This window comes from Streptomyces sp. NPDC053560 (assembly GCF_044544605.1).
Taxonomy (GTDB): domain Bacteria; phylum Actinomycetota; class Actinomycetes; order Streptomycetales; family Streptomycetaceae; genus Streptomyces.
In genome coordinates this window covers 140483-162964 of the sequence record NZ_JBITXI010000011.1, presented here as the reverse complement: position 1 = coordinate 162964, position 22482 = coordinate 140483, and the positions used below count along the sequence as shown (strand labels likewise).

General features: G+C 70.9%; 22 protein-coding genes and 1 tRNA gene. 12 read left to right on the top strand and 11 right to left on the bottom strand.

Going from position 1 to position 22482, the window contains the following annotated elements; translation table 11 throughout:
- The first annotated feature begins 126 nt into the window (after positions 1 to 126).
- Entirely contained in the window at positions 127 to 324 is a 198-nt protein-coding gene (locus ACIGQF_RS26410; RefSeq protein ID WP_110944252.1) for a hypothetical protein, read from the top strand.
- A gap of 117 nt (positions 325 to 441) precedes the next feature.
- On the opposite strand, the gene ACIGQF_RS26405 is transcribed toward ACIGQF_RS26410, so the two are convergent.
- The 3 genes from ACIGQF_RS26405 to nth all read right to left on the bottom strand — a co-directional run bounded on the left by ACIGQF_RS26405 (position 442) and on the right by nth (position 3588).
- Complete coding sequence (locus ACIGQF_RS26405; protein ID WP_399714780.1) at positions 442 to 1641, bottom strand: MarP family serine protease; 1200 nt, start codon at positions 1639 to 1641, stop codon at positions 442 to 444.
- 13 nt (positions 1642 to 1654) lie between these two features.
- Positions 1655 to 2434, bottom strand: a complete 780-nt coding sequence (locus ACIGQF_RS26400) for an NUDIX hydrolase (protein WP_399714777.1) — start codon at positions 2432 to 2434, stop codon at positions 1655 to 1657.
- Positions 2435 to 2496: 62 nt separating this feature from the next.
- Positions 2497 to 3588, bottom strand: coding sequence for an endonuclease III (nth, locus tag ACIGQF_RS26395; RefSeq protein ID WP_399715113.1), 1092 nt, complete (start codon positions 3586 to 3588; stop codon positions 2497 to 2499).
- Positions 3589 to 4064: 476 nt separating this feature from the next.
- On the opposite strand from nth, the gene ACIGQF_RS26390 reads away from it, so the two are divergent.
- Positions 4065 to 4739 carry a Crp/Fnr family transcriptional regulator gene (locus ACIGQF_RS26390; RefSeq protein WP_030260115.1) on the top strand — a complete coding sequence of 225 codons (675 nt, stop codon included), beginning with the start codon at positions 4065 to 4067 and terminating at the stop codon, positions 4737 to 4739.
- Between the two features lie 114 nt (positions 4740 to 4853).
- Here ACIGQF_RS26390 and ACIGQF_RS26385 read toward each other — a convergent pair whose 3' ends face one another.
- From ACIGQF_RS26385 to ACIGQF_RS26370, 4 genes are all read right to left on the bottom strand, one after another.
- The gene (locus ACIGQF_RS26385) at positions 4854 to 5684 is read right to left on the bottom strand and encodes an MBL fold metallo-hydrolase (RefSeq protein ID WP_399714773.1); all 831 of its coding nucleotides are present in this window, start codon (positions 5682 to 5684) and stop codon (positions 4854 to 4856) included.
- Entirely contained in the window at positions 5681 to 6598 is a 918-nt protein-coding gene (locus ACIGQF_RS26380; RefSeq protein WP_399714770.1) for an NUDIX hydrolase, read from the bottom strand. Before ACIGQF_RS26380 ends, ACIGQF_RS26385 begins: the two co-directional genes overlap by 4 nt.
- A 292-nt stretch (positions 6599 to 6890) precedes the next feature.
- Positions 6891 to 7355, bottom strand: coding sequence for a RidA family protein (locus tag ACIGQF_RS26375; protein ID WP_361552821.1), 465 nt, complete (start codon positions 7353 to 7355; stop codon positions 6891 to 6893).
- Positions 7352 to 7513 (bottom strand): DUF4177 domain-containing protein, encoded by a 162-nt coding sequence (locus tag ACIGQF_RS26370; protein ID WP_003975360.1) that lies wholly within the window; start codon positions 7511 to 7513, stop codon positions 7352 to 7354. The genes ACIGQF_RS26375 and ACIGQF_RS26370 overlap by 4 nt, the downstream gene beginning before the upstream one ends.
- Before the next feature lie 160 nt (positions 7514 to 7673).
- Between ACIGQF_RS26370 and ACIGQF_RS26365 the strand changes: the two genes are divergently transcribed.
- Complete coding sequence (locus ACIGQF_RS26365) at positions 7674 to 8651, top strand: ArsA family ATPase (RefSeq protein ID WP_399714767.1); 978 nt, start codon at positions 7674 to 7676, stop codon at positions 8649 to 8651.
- Positions 8648 to 10036, top strand: a complete 1389-nt coding sequence (locus ACIGQF_RS26360) for an ArsA family ATPase (RefSeq protein WP_399714764.1) — start codon at positions 8648 to 8650, stop codon at positions 10034 to 10036. The genes ACIGQF_RS26365 and ACIGQF_RS26360 overlap by 4 nt, the downstream gene beginning before the upstream one ends.
- A gap of 685 nt (positions 10037 to 10721) precedes the next feature.
- Here ACIGQF_RS26360 and ACIGQF_RS26355 read toward each other — a convergent pair.
- Positions 10722 to 11069, bottom strand: a complete 348-nt coding sequence (locus ACIGQF_RS26355; protein ID WP_399714762.1) for a WhiB family transcriptional regulator — start codon at positions 11067 to 11069, stop codon at positions 10722 to 10724.
- Positions 11070 to 11728: 659 nt separating this feature from the next.
- Here ACIGQF_RS26355 and ACIGQF_RS26350 point away from each other — a divergent pair.
- Entirely contained in the window at positions 11729 to 13945 is a 2217-nt protein-coding gene (locus ACIGQF_RS26350) for a transglycosylase domain-containing protein (protein ID WP_399714759.1), read from the top strand.
- Positions 13946 to 14189: 244 nt separating this feature from the next.
- On the opposite strand, the gene ACIGQF_RS26345 is transcribed toward ACIGQF_RS26350, so the two are convergent.
- Positions 14190 to 14654, bottom strand: coding sequence for a GatB/YqeY domain-containing protein (locus tag ACIGQF_RS26345; protein ID WP_399714757.1), 465 nt, complete (start codon positions 14652 to 14654; stop codon positions 14190 to 14192).
- 202 nt (positions 14655 to 14856) lie between these two features.
- On the opposite strand from ACIGQF_RS26345, the gene ACIGQF_RS26340 reads away from it, so the two are divergent.
- The 6 genes from ACIGQF_RS26340 (at position 14857) to ACIGQF_RS26315 (ending at position 19248) form a co-directional block, all read left to right on the top strand.
- Positions 14857 to 15783 (top strand): metallophosphoesterase, encoded by a 927-nt coding sequence (locus ACIGQF_RS26340; RefSeq protein ID WP_361552839.1) that lies wholly within the window; start codon positions 14857 to 14859, stop codon positions 15781 to 15783.
- Positions 15784 to 15958: 175 nt separating this feature from the next.
- A complete protein-coding gene (locus ACIGQF_RS26335) occupies positions 15959 to 16744 on the top strand; it encodes a Pr6Pr family membrane protein (RefSeq protein WP_399714754.1) in 786 nt (261 codons plus the stop codon).
- A 12-nt stretch (positions 16745 to 16756) separates the two neighbouring features.
- Positions 16757 to 16830: transfer RNA gene (locus ACIGQF_RS26330), tRNA-Pro, on the top strand.
- 734 nt (positions 16831 to 17564) lie between these two features.
- Positions 17565 to 18206, top strand: a complete 642-nt coding sequence (locus ACIGQF_RS26325) for a glycine betaine ABC transporter substrate-binding protein (protein ID WP_399714752.1) — start codon at positions 17565 to 17567, stop codon at positions 18204 to 18206.
- Positions 18207 to 18404: 198 nt separating this feature from the next.
- On the top strand, positions 18405 to 18869 hold the full coding sequence (locus ACIGQF_RS26320) for a hypothetical protein (RefSeq protein WP_399714749.1): 465 nt from the start codon (positions 18405 to 18407) through the stop codon (positions 18867 to 18869).
- Between the two features lie 79 nt (positions 18870 to 18948).
- Positions 18949 to 19248 carry a hypothetical protein gene (locus ACIGQF_RS26315; RefSeq protein WP_399714747.1) on the top strand — a complete coding sequence of 100 codons (300 nt, stop codon included), beginning with the start codon at positions 18949 to 18951 and terminating at the stop codon, positions 19246 to 19248.
- A 178-nt stretch (positions 19249 to 19426) separates the two neighbouring features.
- Here the strand turns inward: ACIGQF_RS26315 and ACIGQF_RS26310 are convergent, their stop codons facing one another.
- Entirely contained in the window at positions 19427 to 20059 is a 633-nt protein-coding gene (locus ACIGQF_RS26310; RefSeq protein WP_399714745.1) for a TlpA family protein disulfide reductase, read from the bottom strand.
- An 83-nt stretch (positions 20060 to 20142) separates the two neighbouring features.
- Positions 20143 to 21063 carry a LysR family transcriptional regulator gene (locus ACIGQF_RS26305; protein WP_399714742.1) on the bottom strand — a complete coding sequence of 307 codons (921 nt, stop codon included), beginning with the start codon at positions 21061 to 21063 and terminating at the stop codon, positions 20143 to 20145.
- Between the two features lie 101 nt (positions 21064 to 21164).
- Here ACIGQF_RS26305 and ACIGQF_RS26300 point away from each other — a divergent pair, with 101 nt between their 5' ends.
- Positions 21165 to 22472: an MFS transporter gene (locus ACIGQF_RS26300; RefSeq protein ID WP_399714739.1), complete on the top strand. Its 1308-nt coding sequence runs from the start codon at positions 21165 to 21167 to the stop codon at positions 22470 to 22472.
- Positions 22473 to 22482 lie beyond the last annotated feature (10 nt).

Here is a 22482-nt window from a genome sequence, read left to right as displayed (position 1 = left end):
CGGAAGTGACGCCCCGCCGAACGGATACGAACGCTCGTCTGACGAACAGCCACTTGCCTGGCGCATACGCCAATTGACCGACACCGGTGCGATTACGGACCGCGGGGCACGGGCAGAGACGAGGGTATGGGCTGGACGCACGACTACCGTGACGTGGCACGCAACCGCCGCAGCAACGCCGCTGCGCTGGGCACCAAGGAGAGGAGCGCCCCGGACCTCCGGGCGGGCGGACCTCATGAGCTCGCCGATCCACTCGGCATTCCGCGCATCCTGCGCCGCCGTGCGCGCTGGATGACCGCGCGGCTCCGCCACCCGCGGAGCTGACCCCGGACGGCCGGGGTCACGCCGCCAGGAGCCCGCTGGACGGGCTCGCGGACGGCGGACGCTCCGGACGGCCCGTACGGGCTCCCCGAAGCGGCAGCGGCCGCCCCGGGCCCCTTCTCACATCGCACAGCCCTGGCTGTCGACCGGTTGCTGGGCCGTACGCCCCCGCTCGATGTCGGTGCGGACCTCGTCGGCCGTCAGGGCGTACCCCGTGCTGTTGTCGTCGAGGGACTTGGCGAAGACCACGCCGTAGACCCTGCCGTCCGGGGTGAGCAGCGGGCCGCCGGAGTTGCCCTGCCGGACCGTGGCGTACAGGGAGTACACATCGCGGGCGACCGTGTCGCGGTGGTAGATGTCCGGGCCGTTGGCCTGGATGCGGCCGCGGACACGGGCCGAGCGGACGTCGTAGCCGCCGTTCTCGGGGAAGCCCGCGACGATGGCGCTGTTGCCGCTCCGCGCGTCCTGGCCGGTGAAGCGCAGCGCGGGCGCCCGCAGGTCGGGGACGTCCAGTACGGCGATGTCGCGCCGCCAGTCGTAGAGCACGACCTTCGCGTCGTACCGCTGCCCCTCGCCGCCGATCTGTACGGTCGGCTCGGTCACGCCGCCCACGACGTGCGCGTTGGTCATGACGCGGTGCGGGGCGAACACGAAGCCGCTGCCTTCGAGGACCTTGGCGCAGCCGGTGGCCGTGCCGACGACCTTCACGATGCTCTGCTTGGCGCGGGCCGCGACCGGGCTGCCGGCCAGCGCCGGGTCGGGCGGCTCGACCTCCTGGATCGGCTCGTTGGAGAACGGCGTGAAGACCTGCGGGAAGCCGTTCTGCGCGAGGACGGAGGAGAAGTCGGCGAACCAGATGTCGGCCTGTGCCGGAATCACCCGGGAGACGCCGAGCAGCACCTTGGAGTTGCGTACCTCCTTGCCCAGCGTCGGCAGGGACGTGCCCGCGAGGGCCGAGCCGATCAGCCAGGCCACCAGCAGCATCGCCACGACGTTCACCAGCGCGCCGCCCGTGGCGTCCAGGGCGCGCGCCGGTGACCAGGTGATGTATCTCCGGAGCTTGTTGCCCAGATGCGTGGTGAGCGCCTGACCCACGGAGGCGCACACGATGACGATGGCGACCGCCGCGATGGCGGCGAAGGAGCCCGGTGTGGCGTCCTCGGTCACTTCGTTCCAGATCACGGGCAGCAGGTAGACCGCGATCAGTCCGCCGCCGAGGAACCCGATCACGGACAGGATGCCGACGACGAAACCTTGGCGATAACCGACGACGGCGAACCACACGGCGGCGACCAACAGCAGGATGTCCAGGACGTTCACGCCCGCCACCGTCTCACGAGCGCCAGTCGAGCGGGACCTGCTTGTCCCGGTCCCAGGGCACTTCCCACCCCGCGTAATGCAGGATCCGATCGATGAGACCGGCGGTGAAACCCCAGACCAGAGCCCCTTCGACCGTGAAGGCCGGGCCGACGTGGCCACTCGGATGGCGGGTCGTCACGCGGTGCGCGGGGTCCGTGAGATCGGCCACGGGAACCGTGAACACCCGGGCCGTCTCCGCCTGGTCGACCGCGCCGACCGGGCTGGGCTCGTGCCACCAGCCGAGCACCGGCGTCACCACGAAGCCGCTCACCGGGATGTAGAGCCGGGGCAGCACACCGAAGAGCTGCACACCGGCCGGGTCCAGGCCGGTCTCCTCCCGGGCCTCGCGCAGCGCCGCGTGCAGCGGGCCGTCGCCGTCCGGGTCGCCGTCCTCCGGGTCCAGCGAGCCGCCCGGGAAGGAAGGCTGGCCCGCGTGCGAGCGCAGGGTCCCGGCGCGCTCCATGAGGAGCAGCTCGGGACCGCGGGTGCCCTCACCGAAGAGGATCAGCACGGCGGACTGCCGGCCGCCGGTCGCGGGCGGCAGGAAGCGGCTCAGCTGATGCGGCTTGACCGTCGCCGCCGCGTCGGCCACCGGGCGCAGCCACGCCGGCAGCCCCTCGGTCGTGACGCGTACGTCCCCGGCGGCCGCCCCCGCGCCGGCCGCCTGCTGTCCGTACACCGTCCGCCCGTCCGTCCACCGTCCGTGGGCGTCCTGGTCGTACGCCCCTCGTGCCGTCTCCTGTGCTCTCGTCATACGCGCCCCCTCAGGCCCTCGCTGCGATGGTCACGACGTCCCGGCTCCGGGGCCGCCCTCCGTCATCCGGCCGTCACGCGGGCCGCCAGGGGCGGCGCGGGCTCGCCGGGGAAGTCGGCCGGGGGCCGCAGGCGCTGCCCCGGCTTGCCGCCCATCTCGTACTTGAGCAGCTTCTTCGCCTTCTCCGGGTCAGTCTCGCCCTCGCCGTACGAGGGGCACAGCGGAGCGACGGGGCAGGCCCCGCAGGCGGGCTTGCGGGAGTGGCAGACGCGGCGGCCGTGGAAGATCAGGCGGTGCGAGAGCATCGTCCACTCGCTCTTGGGGAAGATCTCGGCGATCTCCGCCTCGACCTTCTCCGGGTCCTGCTGCGTGGTCCACCCGAAGCGGCGGACCAGCCGCCCGAAGTGCGTGTCGACGGTGAGGCCCGGGACGCCGAAGGCGTTGCCGAGCACCACATTGGCGGTCTTGCGGCCCACGCCGGGCAGCGTGACCAGGTCCTCCAGCCGGCCGGGGACCTCGCCGCCGAACCGGTCGCGCAGCGCGGCCGACAGGCCGAGCAGGGACTTCGCCTTCGCCCGGAAGAAGCCGGTCGGGCGGATCAGCTCCTCCAGCGCCTCGGGGTCGGCGGCGGCCATGTCCTCGGGCGTCGGATACGCGGCGAAGAGGGCCGGGGTGGTCTGGTTGACCCGCAGGTCGGTGGTCTGCGCCGACAGGACGGTGGCGACCAGCAGCTCGAAGGGGTTGCGGAAGTCCAGCTCGGGGTGGGCGTACGGATAGACCTCGGCGAGCTCGCGGTTCATCCGGCGGGCCCGGCGGACCAGGGCGACGCGGGACTCGGCCTTGCGGACGGCGGGCGTCTCGGGTGCCGCGGTCTTTTTCGCTGCGGTCTTCTTCGCCGTGCTCTTGTCCGCCGCGGTCTTCTTCGCCGCTGCAGTCTTCTTCACTGCGGCGTTCTTCTTCGCCGTGGTCTTCTTGGCCGCGCTTTTCCCGGCCGCGGTCTTCTCCGCCGCGGCGGTTTTTTTCGCGTTCGCGGTCTTTTCGGAGGCGGTTCCGGCGGCCTTCCCGGGGGCGGCCGACTTCTTCGCCGCCGCAGCCGTCCGCTGCCCGGCCCGATCGGTCTTCTTCGCCTCTGACGTGCTCTTCTTCGCCGTCACCGTGCTCTTCTCCGCGGTCGCCTCCGGCTGCCTCGTGGTGGCCGGTTTCCTACGAGTGCGTGCCCTGCCCGAATCCGGGTCGGCGGTGGTTGGCGCGGAGGCGTCCGACACCTCCGTCACCCCGGCCTTCTCCGCCGCAGGAGCCCTTTTGGCGGTAACGGACCCCACCAGCTCCGAGTCCGCTTTCGAGGGCTTCGCGGCATTCGCGCCCGCATGTTCGCCCACAGCAGAATCGCGGCCTGCGCTCACTCGTCCGGCCCCCTTGTCCTGTGCTCTCACCGGCGTATTGGACACTCGGCCAGACTACGGCCACCCACCGACATCCGGCCCGATCGCCAGGAATCGCGCCCCCAATCGGCCCCCTGCCTTATGGCGGCGGACACCTGTCCTGCATCCTTGTGATTGATCGCACTGTTTTGCATTCCGGCATGATGGGGACCTACGTCACCCGGAGCATGTCGACAAGGAGAGAACTCGTGGACGACGTTCTGCGGCGCGCACCGCTCTTCGCGGCGCTCGATGACGAGCAGGCTGCTGAGCTGCGTGCCTCGATGACCGAGGTCACGCTTGCCCGTGGTGACGCCCTGTTCCACGAAGGGGACCCGGGCGACCGCCTGTACGTGGTCACCGACGGCAAGGTGAAGCTGCACCGCACCTCCCCCGATGGCCGCGAGAACATGCTCGCCGTCCTCGGCCCGGGTGAGCTGATCGGTGAGCTGTCCCTCTTCGACCCGGGCCCGCGCACGGCCACGGGCACCGCGCTCACCGAGGTGAAGCTGCTGGGTCTGGGACACGGCGACCTCCAGCCCTGGCTGAACGCCCGCCCGGAGGTGGCCACGGCCCTGCTGCGCGCCGTCGCCCGCCGGCTGCGCAAGACCAACGACCAGATGTCCGACCTGGTCTTCTCGGACGTGCCCGGTCGTGTGGCGCGTGCCCTCCTGGACCTCTCGCGCCGCTTCGGCGTGCAGTCCGAGGAAGGCATCCACGTCGTCCACGACCTCACCCAGGAAGAGCTGGCCCAGCTGGTCGGCGCCTCCCGTGAGACGGTCAACAAGGCGCTCGCGGACTTCGCCGGCCGCGGCTGGCTGCGTCTGGAGGCCCGCGCGGTGATCCTCCTGGACGTCGAGCGCCTCGCGAAGCGGTCGCGCTGACCACTGCGCGTCAGCGCGCGTACCGAAAGGCCCCGCATCCGTGCGGGGCCTTTTCGCGCGGGGGCTTCGCCCCCGCCCCCCGGGGCGCTCAACGCCGGACGGGCCGTTCTTCGGCTAGACCAGCCCGTGCTCCCCCAGGTAGTCCAGCTGCGCCCGCACGGACAGCTCCGCCGCCGGCCACAGGGAACGGTCGACGTCGGCGTACACGTGGGCGACGACGTCGGCGGCCGTACGGTGACCTGCCTCGACTGCCGTCTCCACTTGGGCGAGCCGCTTGGCCCGGTGCGCGAGGTAGAACTCCACGGCGCCCTGCGCATCGTTCAGCACCGGCCCGTGGCCCGGCAGGACCGTGGTCACGCCGTCGTCGACCGTCAGGGAGCGCAGCAGCCGCAGCGAGTCCAGGTAGTCGCCGAGCCGACCGTCCGGGTGCGCCACCACCGTCGTACCGCGCCCGAGGATCGTGTCCCCGGTCAGCACGGCCGCGTCGGCCGGCAGGTGGAACGAGAGCGAGTCGGCGGTGTGCCCCGGAGTGGGCACGACGCGCAGCTCCAGGCCTCCCGTCGTGATCACGTCCCCGGCGGCCAGGCCCTCGTCCCCGAGGCGCAGCGCGGGGTCCAGGGCCCGTACCGGCGTACGGGTCAGCTCGGCGAAGCGGGCGGCGCCCTCGGCGTGGTCGGGGTGCCCGTGGGTGAGCAGGGTGAGCGCGACGCGCCGGCCGGCCCGCTCGACGGTGTCGAGGACCGTCTTCAGGTGGCTCTCGTCCAGCGGCCCCGGGTCGATGACCACGGCGCGGTCGGAGTCCGGCTCGGCGACGATCCAGGTGTTGGTGCCGTCCAGGGTCATCGCGGACGGGTTCGGCGCCAGTACGCAGTACGCGCGTGCGGTCGCGGCGCCGGAGAGGACACCGCCGCGCGGCTGGCCGGGAAGTGCGGCTGCGTCGGTCATGCGGCAGGCCCTTCGGGGGAGCCGGACGCGGTGCCGTCGTGGCCGGCCGCCGCGCCCGAGGGGATGTGTTTGGTGAACTCTTCGTGGCCCGGCCAGCTGAGCACGATCTCCCCCTCGACGAGCTCGGCGCGCGCCAGTACGGGGGTGAGGTCCTGCCGGGCCGCCGCGGCGAGCGCGTCGGCGGCGGTGCCGTACGGCGCAAGGGTGCGCAGCGTGGCGATGGTCGGCGGCATCATCAGCAGCTCGCCGCGGTCGTAGCCGGCCGCCGCCTCGGCGGGCCGGGTCCACCCCGTACGGTCGGCCTCCGTGGACGCGTTGCGCGTGCGCTGGCCCTCGGGGAGGGCGGCCACGAAGAACCACGTGTCGTAGCGCCGCGGCTCGAACTCGGGGGTGATCCAGCGCGCCCAGGCCCCCAGCAGGTCGCTTCGCAGCGCCAGGCCCCGGCGCTCCAGGAAGTCGGCGAACGACAGCTCACGGGCCACCAGGGCGGCACGGTCGGCCTCCCAGTCGTCCCCGGTGGTGTCGGCGACGACCGTGCCGGCCGACGGCCCGGCGAGCAGCACGCCCGCCTCCTCGAAGGTCTCGCGGACAGCCGCGCAGACCACCGCCTGCGCCACGGCCTCCTCGACGCCCAGCCGGGCGGCCCACTCGGCGCGCGAGGGCCCGGCCCAGGCGACCGGCCGCTCGTCCCGCGGGTCGACCGAGCCGCCCGGGTACGCGTACGCGCCGGCCGCGAAGGCCATGGAGGCGCGCCGGCGCAGCATGTGGACGGCCGGTCCCTGGCCGGAGTCGCGCAGGAGCATGACGGTCGCCGCTCTACGGGGCGTGACCGGCGTCAGCTCCCCACTGGCGAGCGCCCGGATCCGGTCCGGCCACTCGGGCGGGTACCACTGGCCATTGGTCGTCGTCGACATGGCCGGATGCTATGCGTTCACGCGCGGATGTTCGAGGGGGCGCCCCGGCCCCCCGGACGCCCCTCGGAGAGGCCGCGCGCAGGGGCACACGAGGGGGCGGCGAGCACCGGCCCCGAAGGCCCGAGGGACGGCGGACACGAGAGCCGGCGGGCGCGAAGGGCCTCAGGGGCGAGGGAGCAGCAGCCCCAAGACCGAGGGGCGGTACGGCTCCGCAGACGCGAGGGGCGGTACGGATCCGCAGCTTGTGCCGCGGGCCGTACCGCCCCTCGGAGAATGCCGTCCGGCCGGTCGCTCAGTCCGCGATCTCGACCTGGATCTCGACCTCGACCGGCGCGTCGACCGGCAGCACGGCCACGCCCACGGCGGAGCGGGCGTGCACGCCCTTGTCGCCGAGGATCTCGCCGAGCAGCTCGCTCGCACCGTTGATGACACCGGGCTGCCCGGTGAAGTCCGGTGCGGAGGCCACGAAGCCGACGACCTTCACGACCCGGACGATCTTGTCCAGGTCGCCGGTCACGGATTTCACGGCGGCCAGCGCGTTCAGCGCGCAGACGGCGGCCAGCTCCTTGGCCTGGTCGGCACCGACCTCGGCGCCGACCTTGCCGGTGGCCGGCAGCGAGCCGTCCACCATCGGCAGCTGACCGGAGGTGTACACGTAGTTCCCGGTACGCACGGCCGGCTGGTATGCGGCCAGCGGCGGCACGAGGGCGGGGAGCTTCAGGCCGAGCGACTCGATCTTGTCCTCGACCTGGCTCATGCCTGCTTCTCCCGCTTCAGGTAGGCAACCAGCTGCTCGGGGTTGTTCGGGCCGGGCACGACCTGGACCAGCTCCCAGCCGTCCTCGCCCCAGGTGTCCAGAATCTGCTTCGTCGCGTGCACCAGCAGCGGCACGGTCGCGTATTCCCACTTCGTCATGGGGCGAGCGTAATGCCTGTACAGGGTGGCCGAGGACGCGCGTCCGCGGCGCCCCCGCACGCGTCTCCAGGGGCCCGTGAGCACGCCGCCGACCGAGGCATACGCGACAGGCCCGGCGTCTCGTGCGTAGCCGGGAGGCGGACTGGTTAGGCTCCATGGCGTGAGCAGGCTCCATGTCGTCAGCGGCAAGGGCGGTACCGGAAAGACCACGGTCGCCGCCGCCCTCGCCCTCGCCCTGGCCACCGAGGGGCGGCGCACCCTCCTGGTCGAGGTCGAGGGCCGGCAGGGCATTGCCCAAGTGTTCGAGACCGAGGCGCTTCCCTATGAAGAGCGCAAGATCGCTGTCTCTCCAGGGGGCGGCGAAGTGCACGCGCTGGCCATCGATGCCGAGCGCGCGCTGCTGGACTACCTCCAGATGTTCTACAAACTCGGCGGTGCCGGCCGCGCCCTGAAGAAGCTCGGCGCGATCGACTTCGCCACGACCATCGCGCCGGGACTGCGGGACGTCCTGCTGACCGGCAAGGCCTGCGAGGCCGTCCGCCGCAAGGACAAGCACGGGCGCTTCGTGTACGACGCGGTCGTCATGGACGCGCCGCCCACGGGCCGCATCACGCGCTTCCTGAACGTCAACGACGAGGTCGCGGGACTCGCGAAGATCGGGCCGATCCACAATCAGGCACAGGCCGTCATGCGGGTACTGAAGTCGCCCGAGACGGCCGTCCATCTGGTGACGCTGCTGGAGGAGATGCCGGTACAGGAGACCGTGGACGGCGTCGCCGAACTGCGCGCCGCCGGCCTCCCGGTGGGCGGCGTGGTCATCAACATGATCCGGCCGCCCGTCCTCGACCCCGACGAGGTGGACCTGGCCGCGAACGGCGCCCGCGCGGGCATCGCGGCGGCACTCTCCAGCGCGGGGCTCGGCGGAGCGCGCCGCGGCGGCCGCGCCGAGCGGCTCATCGACCCGCTGCTGGAGCAGGCCCGCGAGCACGCCGAGCGGGTCGCGCTGGAGCGTGCGGAACACACCGAGATCACCGGCCTCGGGCTGCCCACGTACGAACTGGAACAGCTCCCCGAGGGAGTCGACCTCGCGGGGCTCTACCGGCTGGCCCGGGACCTGCGGACACAGGGACCGATATGACATCGGAGTACACGACCTTGGATGCTTCGGCTCCGCACCTGGACGTGGACACGCTGCTCGACGACCCGCAGACCCGCATCATCGTGTGCTGCGGCGCGGGCGGCGTCGGGAAGACCACCACGGCGGCCGCGCTCGGCGTCCGCGCGGCGGAGCGCGGCCGGAGGGCCGTCGTCCTCACCATCGACCCGGCCCGCCGGCTCGCGCAGTCGATGGGCATTTCCGAACTGGACAACGTCCCGCGGCAGGTCAAGGACGTCAGCGGTCCCGAAGGCCGGGGCGAGCTGTACGCGATGATGCTGGACATGAAGCGCACGTTCGACGAGATCGTCGAGGCGCACGCGGACAAGGAGCGGGCCAGGGCGATCCTGGAGAACCCCTTCTACCAGTCCCTGTCGGCCGGGTTCGCCGGCACGCAGGAGTACATGGCCATGGAGAAGCTGGGCCAGCTGCGCTCCCGCGACGAGTGGGACCTGATCATCGTCGACACCCCGCCGAGCCGGTCCGCGCTGGACTTCCTGGACGCGCCCAAGCGGCTGGGGTCCTTCCTGGACGGCAAGTTCATCCGGGTCCTGATGGCGCCCGCGAAGGTCGGCGGCCGGGCCGGGATGAAGTTCCTCAACGTCGGCATGTCGATGATGACCGGCACGCTCAGCAAGCTGATGGGCGGCCAGCTGCTCAAGGACGTCCAGACGTTCGTAGCCGCCATGGACACCATGTTCGGCGGCTTCCGCACCCGCGCGGACGCCACGTACCGGCTGCTCCAGGCGCCCGGTACGGCCTTCCTGGTGGTGGCCGCGCCGGAGCGGGACGCGCTGCGCGAGGCGGCGTACTTCGTGGAGCGGCTGGCCGCCGAGCAGATGCCGCTGGCCGGCCTGGTGCTGAACCGCGTACACGGCAGCGGCGCCGACCAGTTGAGCGCCGAGCGGGCGCTGGCGGCGGCCGAAGCGCTGACCGACCTGGCCGGAGCCGGGAACTCCGGTTCGGTGGACGAGGAAGACGCCGAAAATCTTGGCGAGGACGGAATTGTGGATCTCGGAGGCGGGAAGGCTGGATCACGTACCGCTGACGCTTCCTCCCCCGCTGCGTCGGCGCTGCACCGGCAAGACCCCTCCGCAACTCCCGAATCGAAGCAGTCCCCCGAGGCCCGGTCGGCCCGTCTGGCCGCAGGCCTGCTGACCCTGCACGCCGAACGGATGCAGGTTCTGGCGCGCGAGCGGCGCACCCGCGACCGCTTCACCGCGCTGCACCCGGAAGTACCGGTGGCGGAGATCGCCGCGCTGCCCGGTGACGTCCATGACGTCTCGGGACTGCGCGAGATCGCCGACCGCCTCGCGTCCGGGCACACGGACGAGGCACACGGCGACGCGTCCGAGGGCGCGAGCTGACAGCCCGCCGCACGATGCGGACGGTCTGACGCACGCCGGCTCCGTCCGTGACTACACGGGCCTGCCCCTTCGGGCGCGCGCCTGTCCGGGCATGCGCCTGCTCGGGCACGCTCCTCGGCCCCAACGGGCATGAGACTGAGCATCCCGGGCACTCGTCGGCACGGACCGATCGCCTGCCGGCACGCGGAACCGTGGGGGAGATCACGCGGAACGGTCTCGGAGACCACGCGGAACCGTCGCGGGACGTGGAGACCAGGCGGTATGGCGCGGAGCGGTACGGCGGTAGCCAGTACGGCGACAGGTCATGCCGATTGGCCGATTCGGAGACGAGCAGGCAGACCTCGCGCAGGCGCATCCAAGAGGCCCATGCAGCATCCAGAGAGGCGCATTCAGGAGGCGTACGCGGAGAGACGAGAGCCGACACGGCAGCGCAACCCGGCACGGCATCGACTCAGGCACGGACGGCGTGGCGCGACGCGGCGCATCCCGCGCCGACCTCAGTGCGACGGTGCACGACGGCGGCCGAAGCCACCGTCACGTGCCGCACTTCTACCGCGCTCGTGCACGCGGCGATCGCGCACCGACCCAAGCGCCGGCGGCCATGCCGCAGTCAGCGCTCACCCTGCCCGGCCGGCCCTGCGCCGGGTGTTCATTTCCCGGCTGACGCCGGGCACCACCGGCCGGCTCAGCCGACCGCGGCGAAGTTGTCGTACTCCACTTCTTCGTCTTCGTCGCAGTCCACGAGGATTCCCGCGCTGCGTTCGTATTCCGTACGAGCCGTCTCCAGCAGCCGACGCCACGAGGTGACGGTCGGGCGACGGCGCAGCAACGCCCTCCGCTCGCGCTCCGTCATCCCGCCCCACACTCCGAATTCGACGCGGTTGTCCAGGGCATCGGCAAGGCACTCGGTTCGCACGGGGCATCCGGTGCAGACCGCCTTGGCGCGGTTCTGGGCTGCCCCTTGAACGAACAGCTCATCCGGATCGGTCGTGCGGCAGGCTGCCTGTGCACTCCAGTCGGTTACCCAGCTCATGCTGGCGCCGTCCTCTCCCGAATCGAGGCTCCCCCACGGCGGCAAGCGGCATATTCACCGTTGCCAGTTGAGGACGTTACGGAAGGCAGGCAGGGCGCAACACCCCCTTCGGGCCCAATCTTGAATGGTCCGAACGGACTATGCGTATGCGGCAGATCACCCAACGGAGTGAGCGCAGGGCATACGTCGCTTTTCTGGCAGGCCAGGACACTTCAGGGTGTTTCACACAAGCCACGAACGAGCACGGACGACGCATACGGGCAATCCGGTCACCGGCCCCGCGGCGGAAAGCGGCGATGTGCTGGTGCGGAACCACGTTCGAGTGACAGGCGTGAACAGAGTATGCGAACAGATGCGCCCCTGTCCGGTGATTGAGAACCTACGCGCCTCACGTTGCCGGGGCACCGCGCCGAACTGCCCGCACGGTGAGCCCGTACCCCCTCACCGTCGAACAGCTCCTCCTCGGCCCGGGACGGCCCACCGTTCCACCGGGGCCCGGAGCGGCCCACCGGTACGCCGGTCCACCGTTGCTCCGGCCCACCGTTACTCCTTATGGCATAGCCCACCCGGGCGCCCCCGATGTCACGATCCGGTACTCGAACATCCCGGGAGGCACCCGCTGCCTCGGAACGTCCTTGCCAACGGATTAGGGTGCTTTCATGGGTAAGAAGCGCGACGGTGGCGGCCTCACCGCAACCCAGCAGGCCGCGAAGTTCCTCGGCGTGAGCGTTCTGGCCGGAGCCGTACTGGCGGGCCTGGCACTCCCCGCCGCCGGCGCGCTGGGCCTCGCCGCCAAGGGGACGGTCGAGGGGTTCGACGAGATCCCGTCCAATATGAAGACGCCACCGCTGAGCCAGCGGACGACGATCCTGGACGCCGACGGCGGCGAGATCGCCAAGGTCTACTTCCGCAACCGCACGGTGGTGGACCTGAAGGACGTCTCCCCGTACATGCAGAAGGCGATCGTCGCCATCGAGGACTCGCGCTTCTATCAGCACGGCGCGGTCGACATGAAGGGCATCCTGCGCGCGGTCAACAAGAACGCGCAGTCCGGCGGGGTCTCCCAGGGCGCCTCGACGCTGACGCAGCAGTACGTGAAGAACGTCTTCGTCGAGGAGGCGGGCAACGACCAGGACAAGGTCGCGGAGGCCACCCAGCAGACCATCGGCCGCAAGGTCCGCGAACTGAAGTACGCGATCCAGGTCGAGAAGGAGCTGGGCAAGAAGAAGATCCTGCAGAACTACCTGAACATCACCTTCTTCGGGCAGCAGGCGTACGGGGTCGAGGCCGCGGCCCAGCGTTACTTCAGCAAGCCCGCCAAGGATCTGGACCTCGCCGAGTCCGCGCTGCTGGCCGGCATCGTCCAGTCGCCGAGCCGGTACGACCCGGTCAACGACCCCGAAGAGGCCACCAAGCGGCGCAACACCGTGCTCCAGCGGATGGCCGACGTCCACGACATCACCCGGGCGCAGGCCGCCGCGGCCGCGAAGAAGCCGATCGAGCTGCACGTCAGCACCCCGCGCAACGGCTGCATCACCGCCGTCGACGGGGCCGGCTTCTTCTGCGACTACGTCCGCGAGGCGTTCCTGAACGACCCGGTCTTCGGCAAGACGGCCAAGGCCCGGCTGGCCCGCTGGCAGCGCGGCGGCATGACGATCCGTACGACGCTGGACCCGCAGGCCCAGAAGGCCGTGCAGAAGTCGGTGAGCGATCACGTGTACGACTCGGACCCGGTCGCCACCGCGGCGGCCCTGGTCGAGCCGGGCAGCGGCAAGATCCGCGGCATGGGCCAGTCCCGGCCGTACGGCTTCAAGGCGCACCAGACCCAGATGAACCTGTCGGTGGACGGTGACATGGGCGGCGGCGCCGGTTACCAGCCCGGCTCGACCTTCAAGCCGGTGATCGCGGCGGCCGCGCTGGAGCAGGGCGTCAGCCCGAACAAGGTCTACCCCTCCCCGTACCGCATGCAGTACCCGAGTCCGGTCTCCACCTGCAAGGGGATGTGGAACGGCAGCGCTCCGGTGGAGAACGAGAACCGCAGCGAGAAGGGCCCGTACGGCATGAAGGAGGCGACCGCGAAGTCGGTCAACACCTACTTCGTGTCGCTGATCAGCGATGTCGGCATCTGCCCGGTCACGAAGATGGCCGACAAGATGGGCATCAAGCGCGCCGACGGCAAGGACATCGACCAGGTCCCGTCGATCACCCTGGGCACGCAGGAGATGTCGCCGCTGACCATGGCCGCGGGGTACGCCGCGTTCGCCAACCGCGGCGAGTACTGCACGCCGGTCGCCATCGAGTCGATCACCGGCCCGAACGGCAAGGCGATGAAGGTCCCGCAGACCAGCTGCCGCCGGGCCATGTCGGAGAAGACGGCCGACACCATAAACACCCTCCTGCAGGGCGTCGTCGAGGACGGCACCGGCAAGGAGGCCGGGCTCAACAGCCGGCCGAGCGCGGGCAAGACCGGTACGACGGACGGCCGTTACGCCGCCTGGTTCGTGGGCTACACCCCGAACATGGCGGGCGCGGTGTGGGTCGGCGACCCCGAGCACAAGCGGCGGATGGTCGACATCACCATCGGCGGCCGCCCGCACGACAAGGTCTTCGGTGGCGAGGTACCGGGCCCGATCTGGCGGGACGCGATGGCCGGGGCGCTCGCGGGCAAGCCAGCGCCGGGCTTCCACACGGTGCCGATCCGCAGCCCCAAGGACAAGAAGAAGAACCGGGCCAAGCCGCCGGCCCGCACGGACGGCAAGCCCGGCGGGGGCGGCGTCGACCTCCCCGACCTGCCGGACCTGCCCGACGTCATTGGGGGCGGCGACGGCGGCTGGAATTGGCCGGGCGGTGGGAACGGCCGGGGGCACAACCGGTGACCCGGAGCCGCCCGTGGGCTTAGCGCCCATGGTCTCGGGCATAGTGCCCGGCGCACCGAGCACGCAAAAAGGGGCGCCCCTCTCCGGAGGGGCGCCCCTTCGCGCATCCGTACGCGGTCGACCTCGCGTACCCGTACGCGGTCAGCCCCGCGTGTCCAAACGCGGTCCTTCCCGCGTATCCATACGCGGTCCGTCCCGCGTATCCGTACGAGTCAGCCCGCCAACGCCGGCGCCAACGCCCTGGTCAGCCCGCCAGCAGCTTCTTCACCGTGGCGGCCACCCGGCCGCCCTCGGCGCGGCCCGCGACCTTCGGGTTCACGATCTTCATGACCGCGCCCATGGCCTTCGGGCCCTCGGCGCCGCTGCCGACGGCCTCCGCCACCGCCTCGGCGACGATGTTCTCCAGCTCCGCGTCGGTGAGCTGCTTGGGGAGGTAGTCGGCGAGCACCTCGCCCTCGGCCTTCTCCCGCGCGGCCTGCTCGGTCCGGCCGCCCTTGTCGAACGCCTCAGCGGCCTCGCGGCGCTTCTTCGCCTCGCGCGCGATGATCTTCTCGACCTCGCCGTCCGACAGTTCGCGGGCCTCGGTCCCCGCGACCTCCTCCTTCTGGATCGCGGTGATCGTGAGGCGGAGGGTGGAGGAGCGCAGCTCGTCGCGCGCCTTGATCGCTGCGGTGAGGTCGTCCTGCAGCTTCGTCTTGAGCGTGGTCATGACCCAAGTTTGCCAGGGCCCGCCCGCTACCGCGCGGAGTTATCGGGCCGGAACGGCTTCCCCGGCCCCGGCGAGCCCGGCCGCCGGAACCCGGCCGAGGCCCGGCGCGTACCCGGCCCGCGCCCGGTGCGAGACCCGTACGACAGCATGATCATCCCTCCCCGTGATGCCTCCGTGCCTCGCTCTCTGCCACGATGGGGCCATGCGCGCGCGATACGGAGTACCCCTTTCCCTGACGGCGGTCGGCGCGGCCGGCATCGCCTACGCCGCCGGCATCGAGGCCCGGTCCTTCCGGCTCCGCCGGGTGACGATCCCCGTACTGCCGCGCGGCATGCGGCCGTTGCGGGTGCTGCAGGTGTCGGACATCCACATGGTCAGCGGGCAGCACAAGAAGCGGCGCTGGCTGCAGTCCCTGGCCGGCCTCCGCCCCGACTTCGTCGTCAACACCGGTGACAACCTCTCCGACCCCGAAGGGGTGCCGGAGGTGCTGGACGCGCTGGGCCCGCTGATGGAGTTCCCCGGTACGTACGTGTTCGGCTCGAACGACTACTACGGGCCGAAGCTGCGCAATCCCGCCCGCTACCTGATCGAGAAGGTCCAGGGCCGGCACGGCCTCAACGGCAACGCGCCCGTCGTCGGCGCCATCCACAACCCGTGGGAAGAGCTGCGGGACGCCTTCGACACGGCGGGCTGGGTCGGCCTCTCCAACACCCGCGGCCGGCTGAAGCTCGACGGCTTCGAGATCGCGCTGACCGGTCTGGACGACCCGCACATCAAGCGCGACCGGTACGCCGAGGTGGCCGGCGGCCCCGAGGACGGCGCCGATCTCTCGCTCGCCGTCGTGCACGCCCCGTACCTGCGCTCGCTGGACGCCTTCACCGCCGACGGCTATCCGCTGATCCTCGCCGGGCACACCCACGGCGGCCAGCTGTGCATCCCCTTCTACGGCGCCCTGGTCACCAACTGCGACCTGGACACCGGCCGCGTGAAGGGCCTCTCCACCCACACCGCCGGCGAGCACACCTCCTACCTGCACGTCTCCGCGGGCTGCGGCACCAACCGCTACACCCCCGTCCGCTTCGCCTGCCCGCCCGAGGCGACCCTGCTGACCCTGACGGAACGCGCCTAGCCGCCGACCGGTTCCACGCTTCCGGGGCGGACTCCAAGTCGGAATCCGCCCCGGCTTCCGTCTCGGCTTCCGCCTCGGCTTCCGCCTCGGGCTCCGGAAACCTCAGGTTCCGCTTCAAGGCCGGTGCCGCCCCGATCCGTCCCCGATCCCCGCGCATCCCGTCTAGCGTGGAGGGATGATCGACCCGACCCGGTCCGACCCCACCCGTTCCTCGCACTACGCGACCGGCCCGGCCGGCGCCTCGGCGCTCACCCCGTCGTCGGCGGTCGCGCCGCACGGCCCCCGCCCGCTCGCCGCCTTCCTCCGGCTGCTGATCGCCGCGGCCGCCGCCACCGGCATCGCCCTGGAAATCTCCCTCTCCACGGACCTGCCCCGGCTGGCGTCCTCTTTCACGATCCAGAGCAACGCGGCGCTGGCCGTCTGCGCCGCGTGGTCGGCCTACCGGACCGCCACCGGTCGCCGCCCCGTCTCGCCCCGGATCACCGGCGCCGTCGTGCTCTACATGGTGATCACCGGCCTCGTGTACCACGTCGTCCTGGCCGGCGACGCGGCCCACTTCGCCATGACCGGCGCCGCGGCACGCGGCACCACCGGCACGGTCGCCAACCACCTCCTGCACACCGTGACGCCCCTGGCCGCCGTACTGGACTGGCTCTTCCTGACCACCCCGCGCCACTTCCGGCTGCGCCACACCTGGCAGTGGCTGGCGTACCCGCTCCTCTATCTGGCCTTCGCCCTGGTCCGCGGCGCCCTGATCACTCCCGGCACGGCCGGCCGCTACCCGTACCCCTTCCTGGATGTCGAGATCCACGGGTACTCAGACGTCCTGGTCAACACCTTCCTCTACGGTCTGGCCTTCTTCGCGCTCGCCCTGGTCCTCCTCGCAATCGACCAGTTCAGGCCCGCTCCCCCGCGCCCCGGATACCGGATTTCACGTTCGCGGATCGGTCCGCTAAAGTAGAGCTCGTTGCTTCGGGGTGTAGCGCAGCTTGGCAGCGCGCTTCGTTCGGGACGAAGAGGTCGTGGGTTCAAATCCCGCCACCCCGACTGAAGAAACACCAGGTCAGCCCTGGTCTTCCGGTGAGGAAGACCAGGGCTGAGTGGTTTCCGGGGTCCTGTTGAGTGACACCTGGGAGAAGATCTTCGACTCCACCTCCCAGCACCCCGCTACCAACGCCCCGTCAGACGCTGCCGCAGCAGATCATCGAGCACGGCCACGGGTGAGGTAGGACACACCGTCGGCCTTCACCGTCAATGGCCACGCCCGCATCGGGGGCCACGTTGGTCACGTCCTCGCCAGGCACGCTTCAGTGCCTTCCTGCCCGGGGCCCGGGGAGGGTGAACGCCGCCGCTTCCCGGGGCTGTTCTCGTATCGGAAGTGCGCTGGGATCTTGGTGCTGTAGGCAAGCTGATTGCCCAGTGCATAGGTATGACCACTCTTGTGGCGATGGGGATGCGAACGCTTCGGAGGGGGAGTCGCGCAGGTTGATGTGCGGGTGGGCGGCGGAGAGCAGGAGCTGCGGTCTCTGTACGACTGGCTGCGACAGGATGCGGGCGTCCGCCGCGGGGCGCACGTGACTCTCCCCCGAGGACCGCTGGGCCGGACAAGAGGGGGCGTGGGCAGACGTTCTCCAGCTCGTCACCGACAAGCAGTCCACTCCGGCCGCATCGGACACCGCTGCGGAGGGCGACGAGGTCACGCCTGTCTCGGCAGAGCCCGTTACGCGGGCCGGGCGAACGACGCCGGCCGCTCCCATTCCACAGCAACAGCGCAGCAGTAAATGGCAGGGTACGCCGCCGGGCCGATCGCTCTCCCGCTCGTCGCGGGCGCCATCAGCCTGAGGACGAAGAACGACGCACCTACAGGTCCCAGTATCTCCGTTGGATACGTCGAGGGGGACCAGGGCAGGGATGTCGCATACCTGTGGCAGGAGATCCTGAAGGGCCGCGGCTATCGGCCCAAGGTTCAGGCGAAATCACCCCACGCACTTTTTGCCGCTCAGGCCGAAGGCCACATCGATGTCCAGCACAACGCTCGGTTGGCGGAGACCGATTTGGCGTACTGGCAGAGATACAACAGCAAGCTCGAGGGTCTCGGCACCCGGTACAACGATTCCTCGCTGAATGTTGCTGTCCCAAAACTGGGCGTTCATTTCCGCCGAGCCGATCGCATCCGAGACTTCCTCCTACCTCGACAAGATGAAAGAGGCGTACGACCTGGACAGGTCGCAGTCGTTCGACGAGGACGCCTCCATCGACACTCCCGAGATGGGCAGCGACATCAAGTCGCTTTACGGATGGGGTTTCCCGTCGCGGTGTTCGTGCGGTCCCCGTGGGGAGCGCGAACATCCGCTCGGGTCAGCCGGCACCTCTCGGGCAATCCAGATCAGATGCATGATCGGTTGATTGCGTTCCCTCAGTAGTGATGACCGTCATCACACCGAACCGGCTTGTATGGGGTTATTCAGCGCCGGTAGTGTCCTGCCGACCGCTGATCGGACAGACCACCCGATCAGGGAAGTACGGGGGAAGAAGCACATTCGGGGGCCGTTAAGTTTGGACGCCTACCGGCGTATCCGCATGTCCCTCTTCCCCCTTGGTGTTGCAAGGGGAAAGGTTACGTGAACCACAAGCACGTTCGCACGGCCGCCGCTGCCATCGTGGCGGCAATCACCGTCGGAGTCGCCGCGCCGGCGGCCACTGCTGCCACCTCGCCGCAGACGCGACTCGCAGCCGCACAGGAAGCCCAGCTGCCCAGCACCTTCAAGGCCTTCCTGGACAGTGACGATCCTGAGGTACGGGCATTCCTGTCCGTGTTCACGCCTGAAGAGCTCGCGGAGATGCAGCAGGTCGCCGACGGCCATGACGGCGCTGCCGCACACAGCGCCAAGGCCCTGAAGGCTCCCAACTGGGGCAAGATCTGGGGCGCACTGAAGAAGATCGGCGGCTTCGCCAAGGCCGTCGGCGGCAAGTACAACGACTTCAAGAAGTGGGTCGACAGCCGCCCCTGGTACGTGAAGTACCTGATCAAGTCGGTGACTCCCGGCCTGTCGCTCTACGACATCTGGTGGCACTTCAACCACTGAGCCAACGCGTTGGAACAGTGATCGATAGCGCGGGGCAGCGGACTGCTGCCCCGCGTCCGCGCAATCGGAGAGCTGCTTTATGACGGACGACGCCGACACCCCCACGAACAAGGCCACCGAGACGAACAAGGCCACCGACGCGACCTGGGCGGTTCCCCTGCTCGCGCTCATTCCCGTACCCCTGATCGGTTTTCTCACCGACCTGTCCAGGACCTGGCAGGCCGTTTCCTGGGTCCTGTGGAGCCTCGCCGCGCTCCTGGCAGTGGCGGGGTGGGTACAGGTGGCCAGGCACGGTGCCAAGGGAGCCGGCGGATGGTCCGCCTGCGTCGTGCTCCACTGCGTACTCGCCTGGCAGGCGACACACCTGCTCACCGCCTGACCACGCAGACATACCGTCTTACCGTCCTGCCGGCTCTCCCCTTCGCCGCCCCGGTGACCTGAAGCGGCGGCCTATGAACTGAGGCAGTCCCCGGTCAGCGCGGGATGCCACTCTGCCGGATCCGAGGCTGTCCGCGGGGATCAGAGGCTGTCCGCGAGTTCAAGGATCGCCTGAGGGATCAGAGGCCCTCTGCGGTCAGGGGCTTGAGCATCTTGCGTAGTTGGGGGGCGCCGACGGGGCCGATGGCTCGGGCGGCGAGTCGGCCCTGGCGGTCGATGACGACGGTGGACGGGATGAACTGCGGGTTGATGCTGCCCTTGGGGAACCGCACCAGGAGCTTGCCGGCCGGGTCGAACAGGCTGGGGTACGGCATCTTGTGCTGCTCTTCGAAGGTGCGGGCCTGTGCGGTGTTGCTGTCGCGGGTGTTGATGCCGACGAACCGTACGCCCTTGGCCCGGCTCTCCCCGGCGACCTTGGCGAAGTCGGGCGCCTCCGCATCGCACGGACCGCACCAGGAGCCCCAGATGTTGAGCACGACGAGCTTGCCCTTGTAGTCGTCGATGTCGAGCGGCTTCCCTTGTGTCGTCCGGCCCTTGATGTCGGGGGCCGGCTCGCGGTCCGAGACGGGGACCGTGTCGAAGCCGCTCTTACCGCTGACGAAGCCGGGACGGGCGTTCCCGGCGGAGTCCGAGCCCCCGTCCGTGCAGCCGCTGAGGACCGACGCGGCGGCGCAGGCGGAAAGCAGTACGGCGGGCAGCGGCGCGGCTCCGCGGGCGGCCTGCCGGGTGCCGGGACGGCTCCAAAAGGTCATCTCGGGAGTTTCGCACGGCACTTGGGGGACGCTCCGGCCGGTACTAGTACGCGTCCTTTTTCCCCGCGTGGACCGTTGGCGGGTCAGGGGAGGGGCATGGCGTTGATGCGGGGGGCCAGTTCGCGGGCGAGGGTGGTGGCCAGAGCGCGGAATATGGCGACCTCGGGATCGGTGTCGCCGGCGCGTGCCGCCAGGTGGCTGGACTCCAGGGGCGCGTCCAGTACCGGGACGAAGACCGCACCGGGCCAGTTGTAGTAGCGGGCGAAGGAGCGGAGGCCGGAGCCGGCGCCGTGGCCGGTGAGTACGCCGGTGAGCACCTCCTGCGGGAAGAGGGCGACGCTGCGGCCGCGGCGGGCGGCCTCGTTGTGGAAGTAGAGGTAGTCCTTGAAGATCGACGGCGTGTGGTCCGGCACCCGGAAGATCGGCAGGTCGGCGAGGTCGGCGACGCGCACGCCCTCGGTACGGGCATCGGCGAGCCGGTCGGACTCGGGGACGACCACGATGCGCTGCTCGGTGAGGAGCACATCGCCGACCAGCCGGTCGTCGTCGGGCATCGGCCGGATGAAGGCCAGATCCACCCGGCCCTCGACCAGCGCCGTGACGTGTTCGGTGAAATTGAGCTGGACCACTTCGACGGGTGTCTCGGGGCGCGCCCTGCGGTAGGCGTTCACCGCCGCCGGGGTGATCTCCGCCGAGCCGTGGCCCATGATCCCGATCCGCAGCGGGCGGGTGGTGCGCTCCCGGTCCCGGCGCACCACCTCGTGCACGTCCTCGACCGCCGCGTCCGCCGCGGCCAGCAGGGCGCGGGCGTGCTCGGCGAGGCGTGCCCCGGCGGCGGTCGGCCGTACCGGGTTCCGGTGCAGCAGCGGGGTGCCGAGCTCGCTCTCCAGGCGGCGGATGTGCTGGGTGACGGCCGGCGGGGTGAGGAAGAGGCGGGCCGCCGCCCGGCCGAAGTGCTGTTCTTCGACCACGGCCAGGAATGACGGGAGCAGCCGGAGGTCCATGGTTGTCCAGCGTACGACGCAGCCGCTATCTGCGCGTATGTCCGTTAACGAATCGTGAATGCGGGCGGCGGGGAGAGGCCCGGTGCCCGTACAACGGGCTGGTGACCGACACCGCCGGACTGATACCGACCCGTACCTCCCCCGCACCCCGTACGCCGCCCGCCCCGCGCCGGTACGGCCTGCGGACGGCGCTGATGATGACCGCCTCCGGCTGGAGCGCCAACCAGTTCGCCGCGCTGCTCGGTGCCTACCGCACCGCCGGCCTCTCGGACGCCGCGGTGAACGCGCTGCTCGCGGTGTACGCGGTGGGGCTGATACCCGGGCTGCTCGCCGCCGCGCCGCTCGCCGACCGCTACGGCCGGCGCCCCGTGGCGTTCACCGCGCTCGCCCTGAATCTGGCCGCCACGCTGCTGCTGATGCTCGGCGCCGACACGGCGTTCTGGCTGGCGCCCGGCCGGCTGCTCACCGGGATCAGCGCCGGTGCGCTGCTGGCGGCCGGTGGCGCATGGGTGAAGGAGCTCTCCTCGCCGCCGTACGCGCCGACGGGTACGGAGACGGTGGCCGCCCGGCGCTCGGGGATCTTCGTCTCGCTCGGCTTCGCCTCCGGCGGGCTGTCCGCCTCGCTGATCGCGCAGTGGGCGCCCTGGCCGATGGTCCTGGCGTATCTGCCCCACGTGGTGCTGGCGCTGCTCGCCGGCTGCCTCTCCCTGGGCGGCCCGGAGACCCGGCCCACCGGCCCGCGCGGCGCCGCCGCCACCCGTATCCCTGAGACCCGCCCCGTCGGCGAACGCGCCGCCACCGGCCGTACCGGCGCACGCCGCGCCACCGGCCGTACCGCCGGCTTCCGGCGTGCCGTCCTCCCTCTGGCCCCCTGGGTCTTCGCCGCGCCGACGGTCGGGTTCGCGACCCTCCCCGGGCTGGTGGACGGTGGCCTCACCGGCTGGCAGGTGGTGTACGCGGGGGTGGCGACCGCGGTCGTGCCCGGCTCGGGGGTCGCGGTGCAGCCGCTGGCCCGGCGGCTGAGCGGTCGCAGCCGGCTGCTCACCGGGGCCGCCGGCCTGCTGGTGATGGCCGCGGGCTTCGCGCTCGCCGTACCGGCCGTCGCGTACCGGCAGCCGGTGCTCGCCCTGCTCGCCGGGGCGGTGCTGGGCGCCGGGTACGGGCTCGCCCTCACCTACGGCCTGGCCACCACCGCGGCCCTCGCGACTCCGGCCGCCCTCGCCCGCCTCACGTCGTACTTCTGGAGCCTCGCCTACCTGGGGATGTTCGCTCCCCTGCTGCTCAGCGCGATGGGTGCCGCCGTCCCGATGACCCGGCTGCTGGCCGCGGCGGCGGCACTGGCGGTGCTGTGCTGCGGCCTGCTGGCCTTCCTCAATCGCACGAACGGCTCCCGGGCCCCGGCGGAGTAGCCGGGCCCCG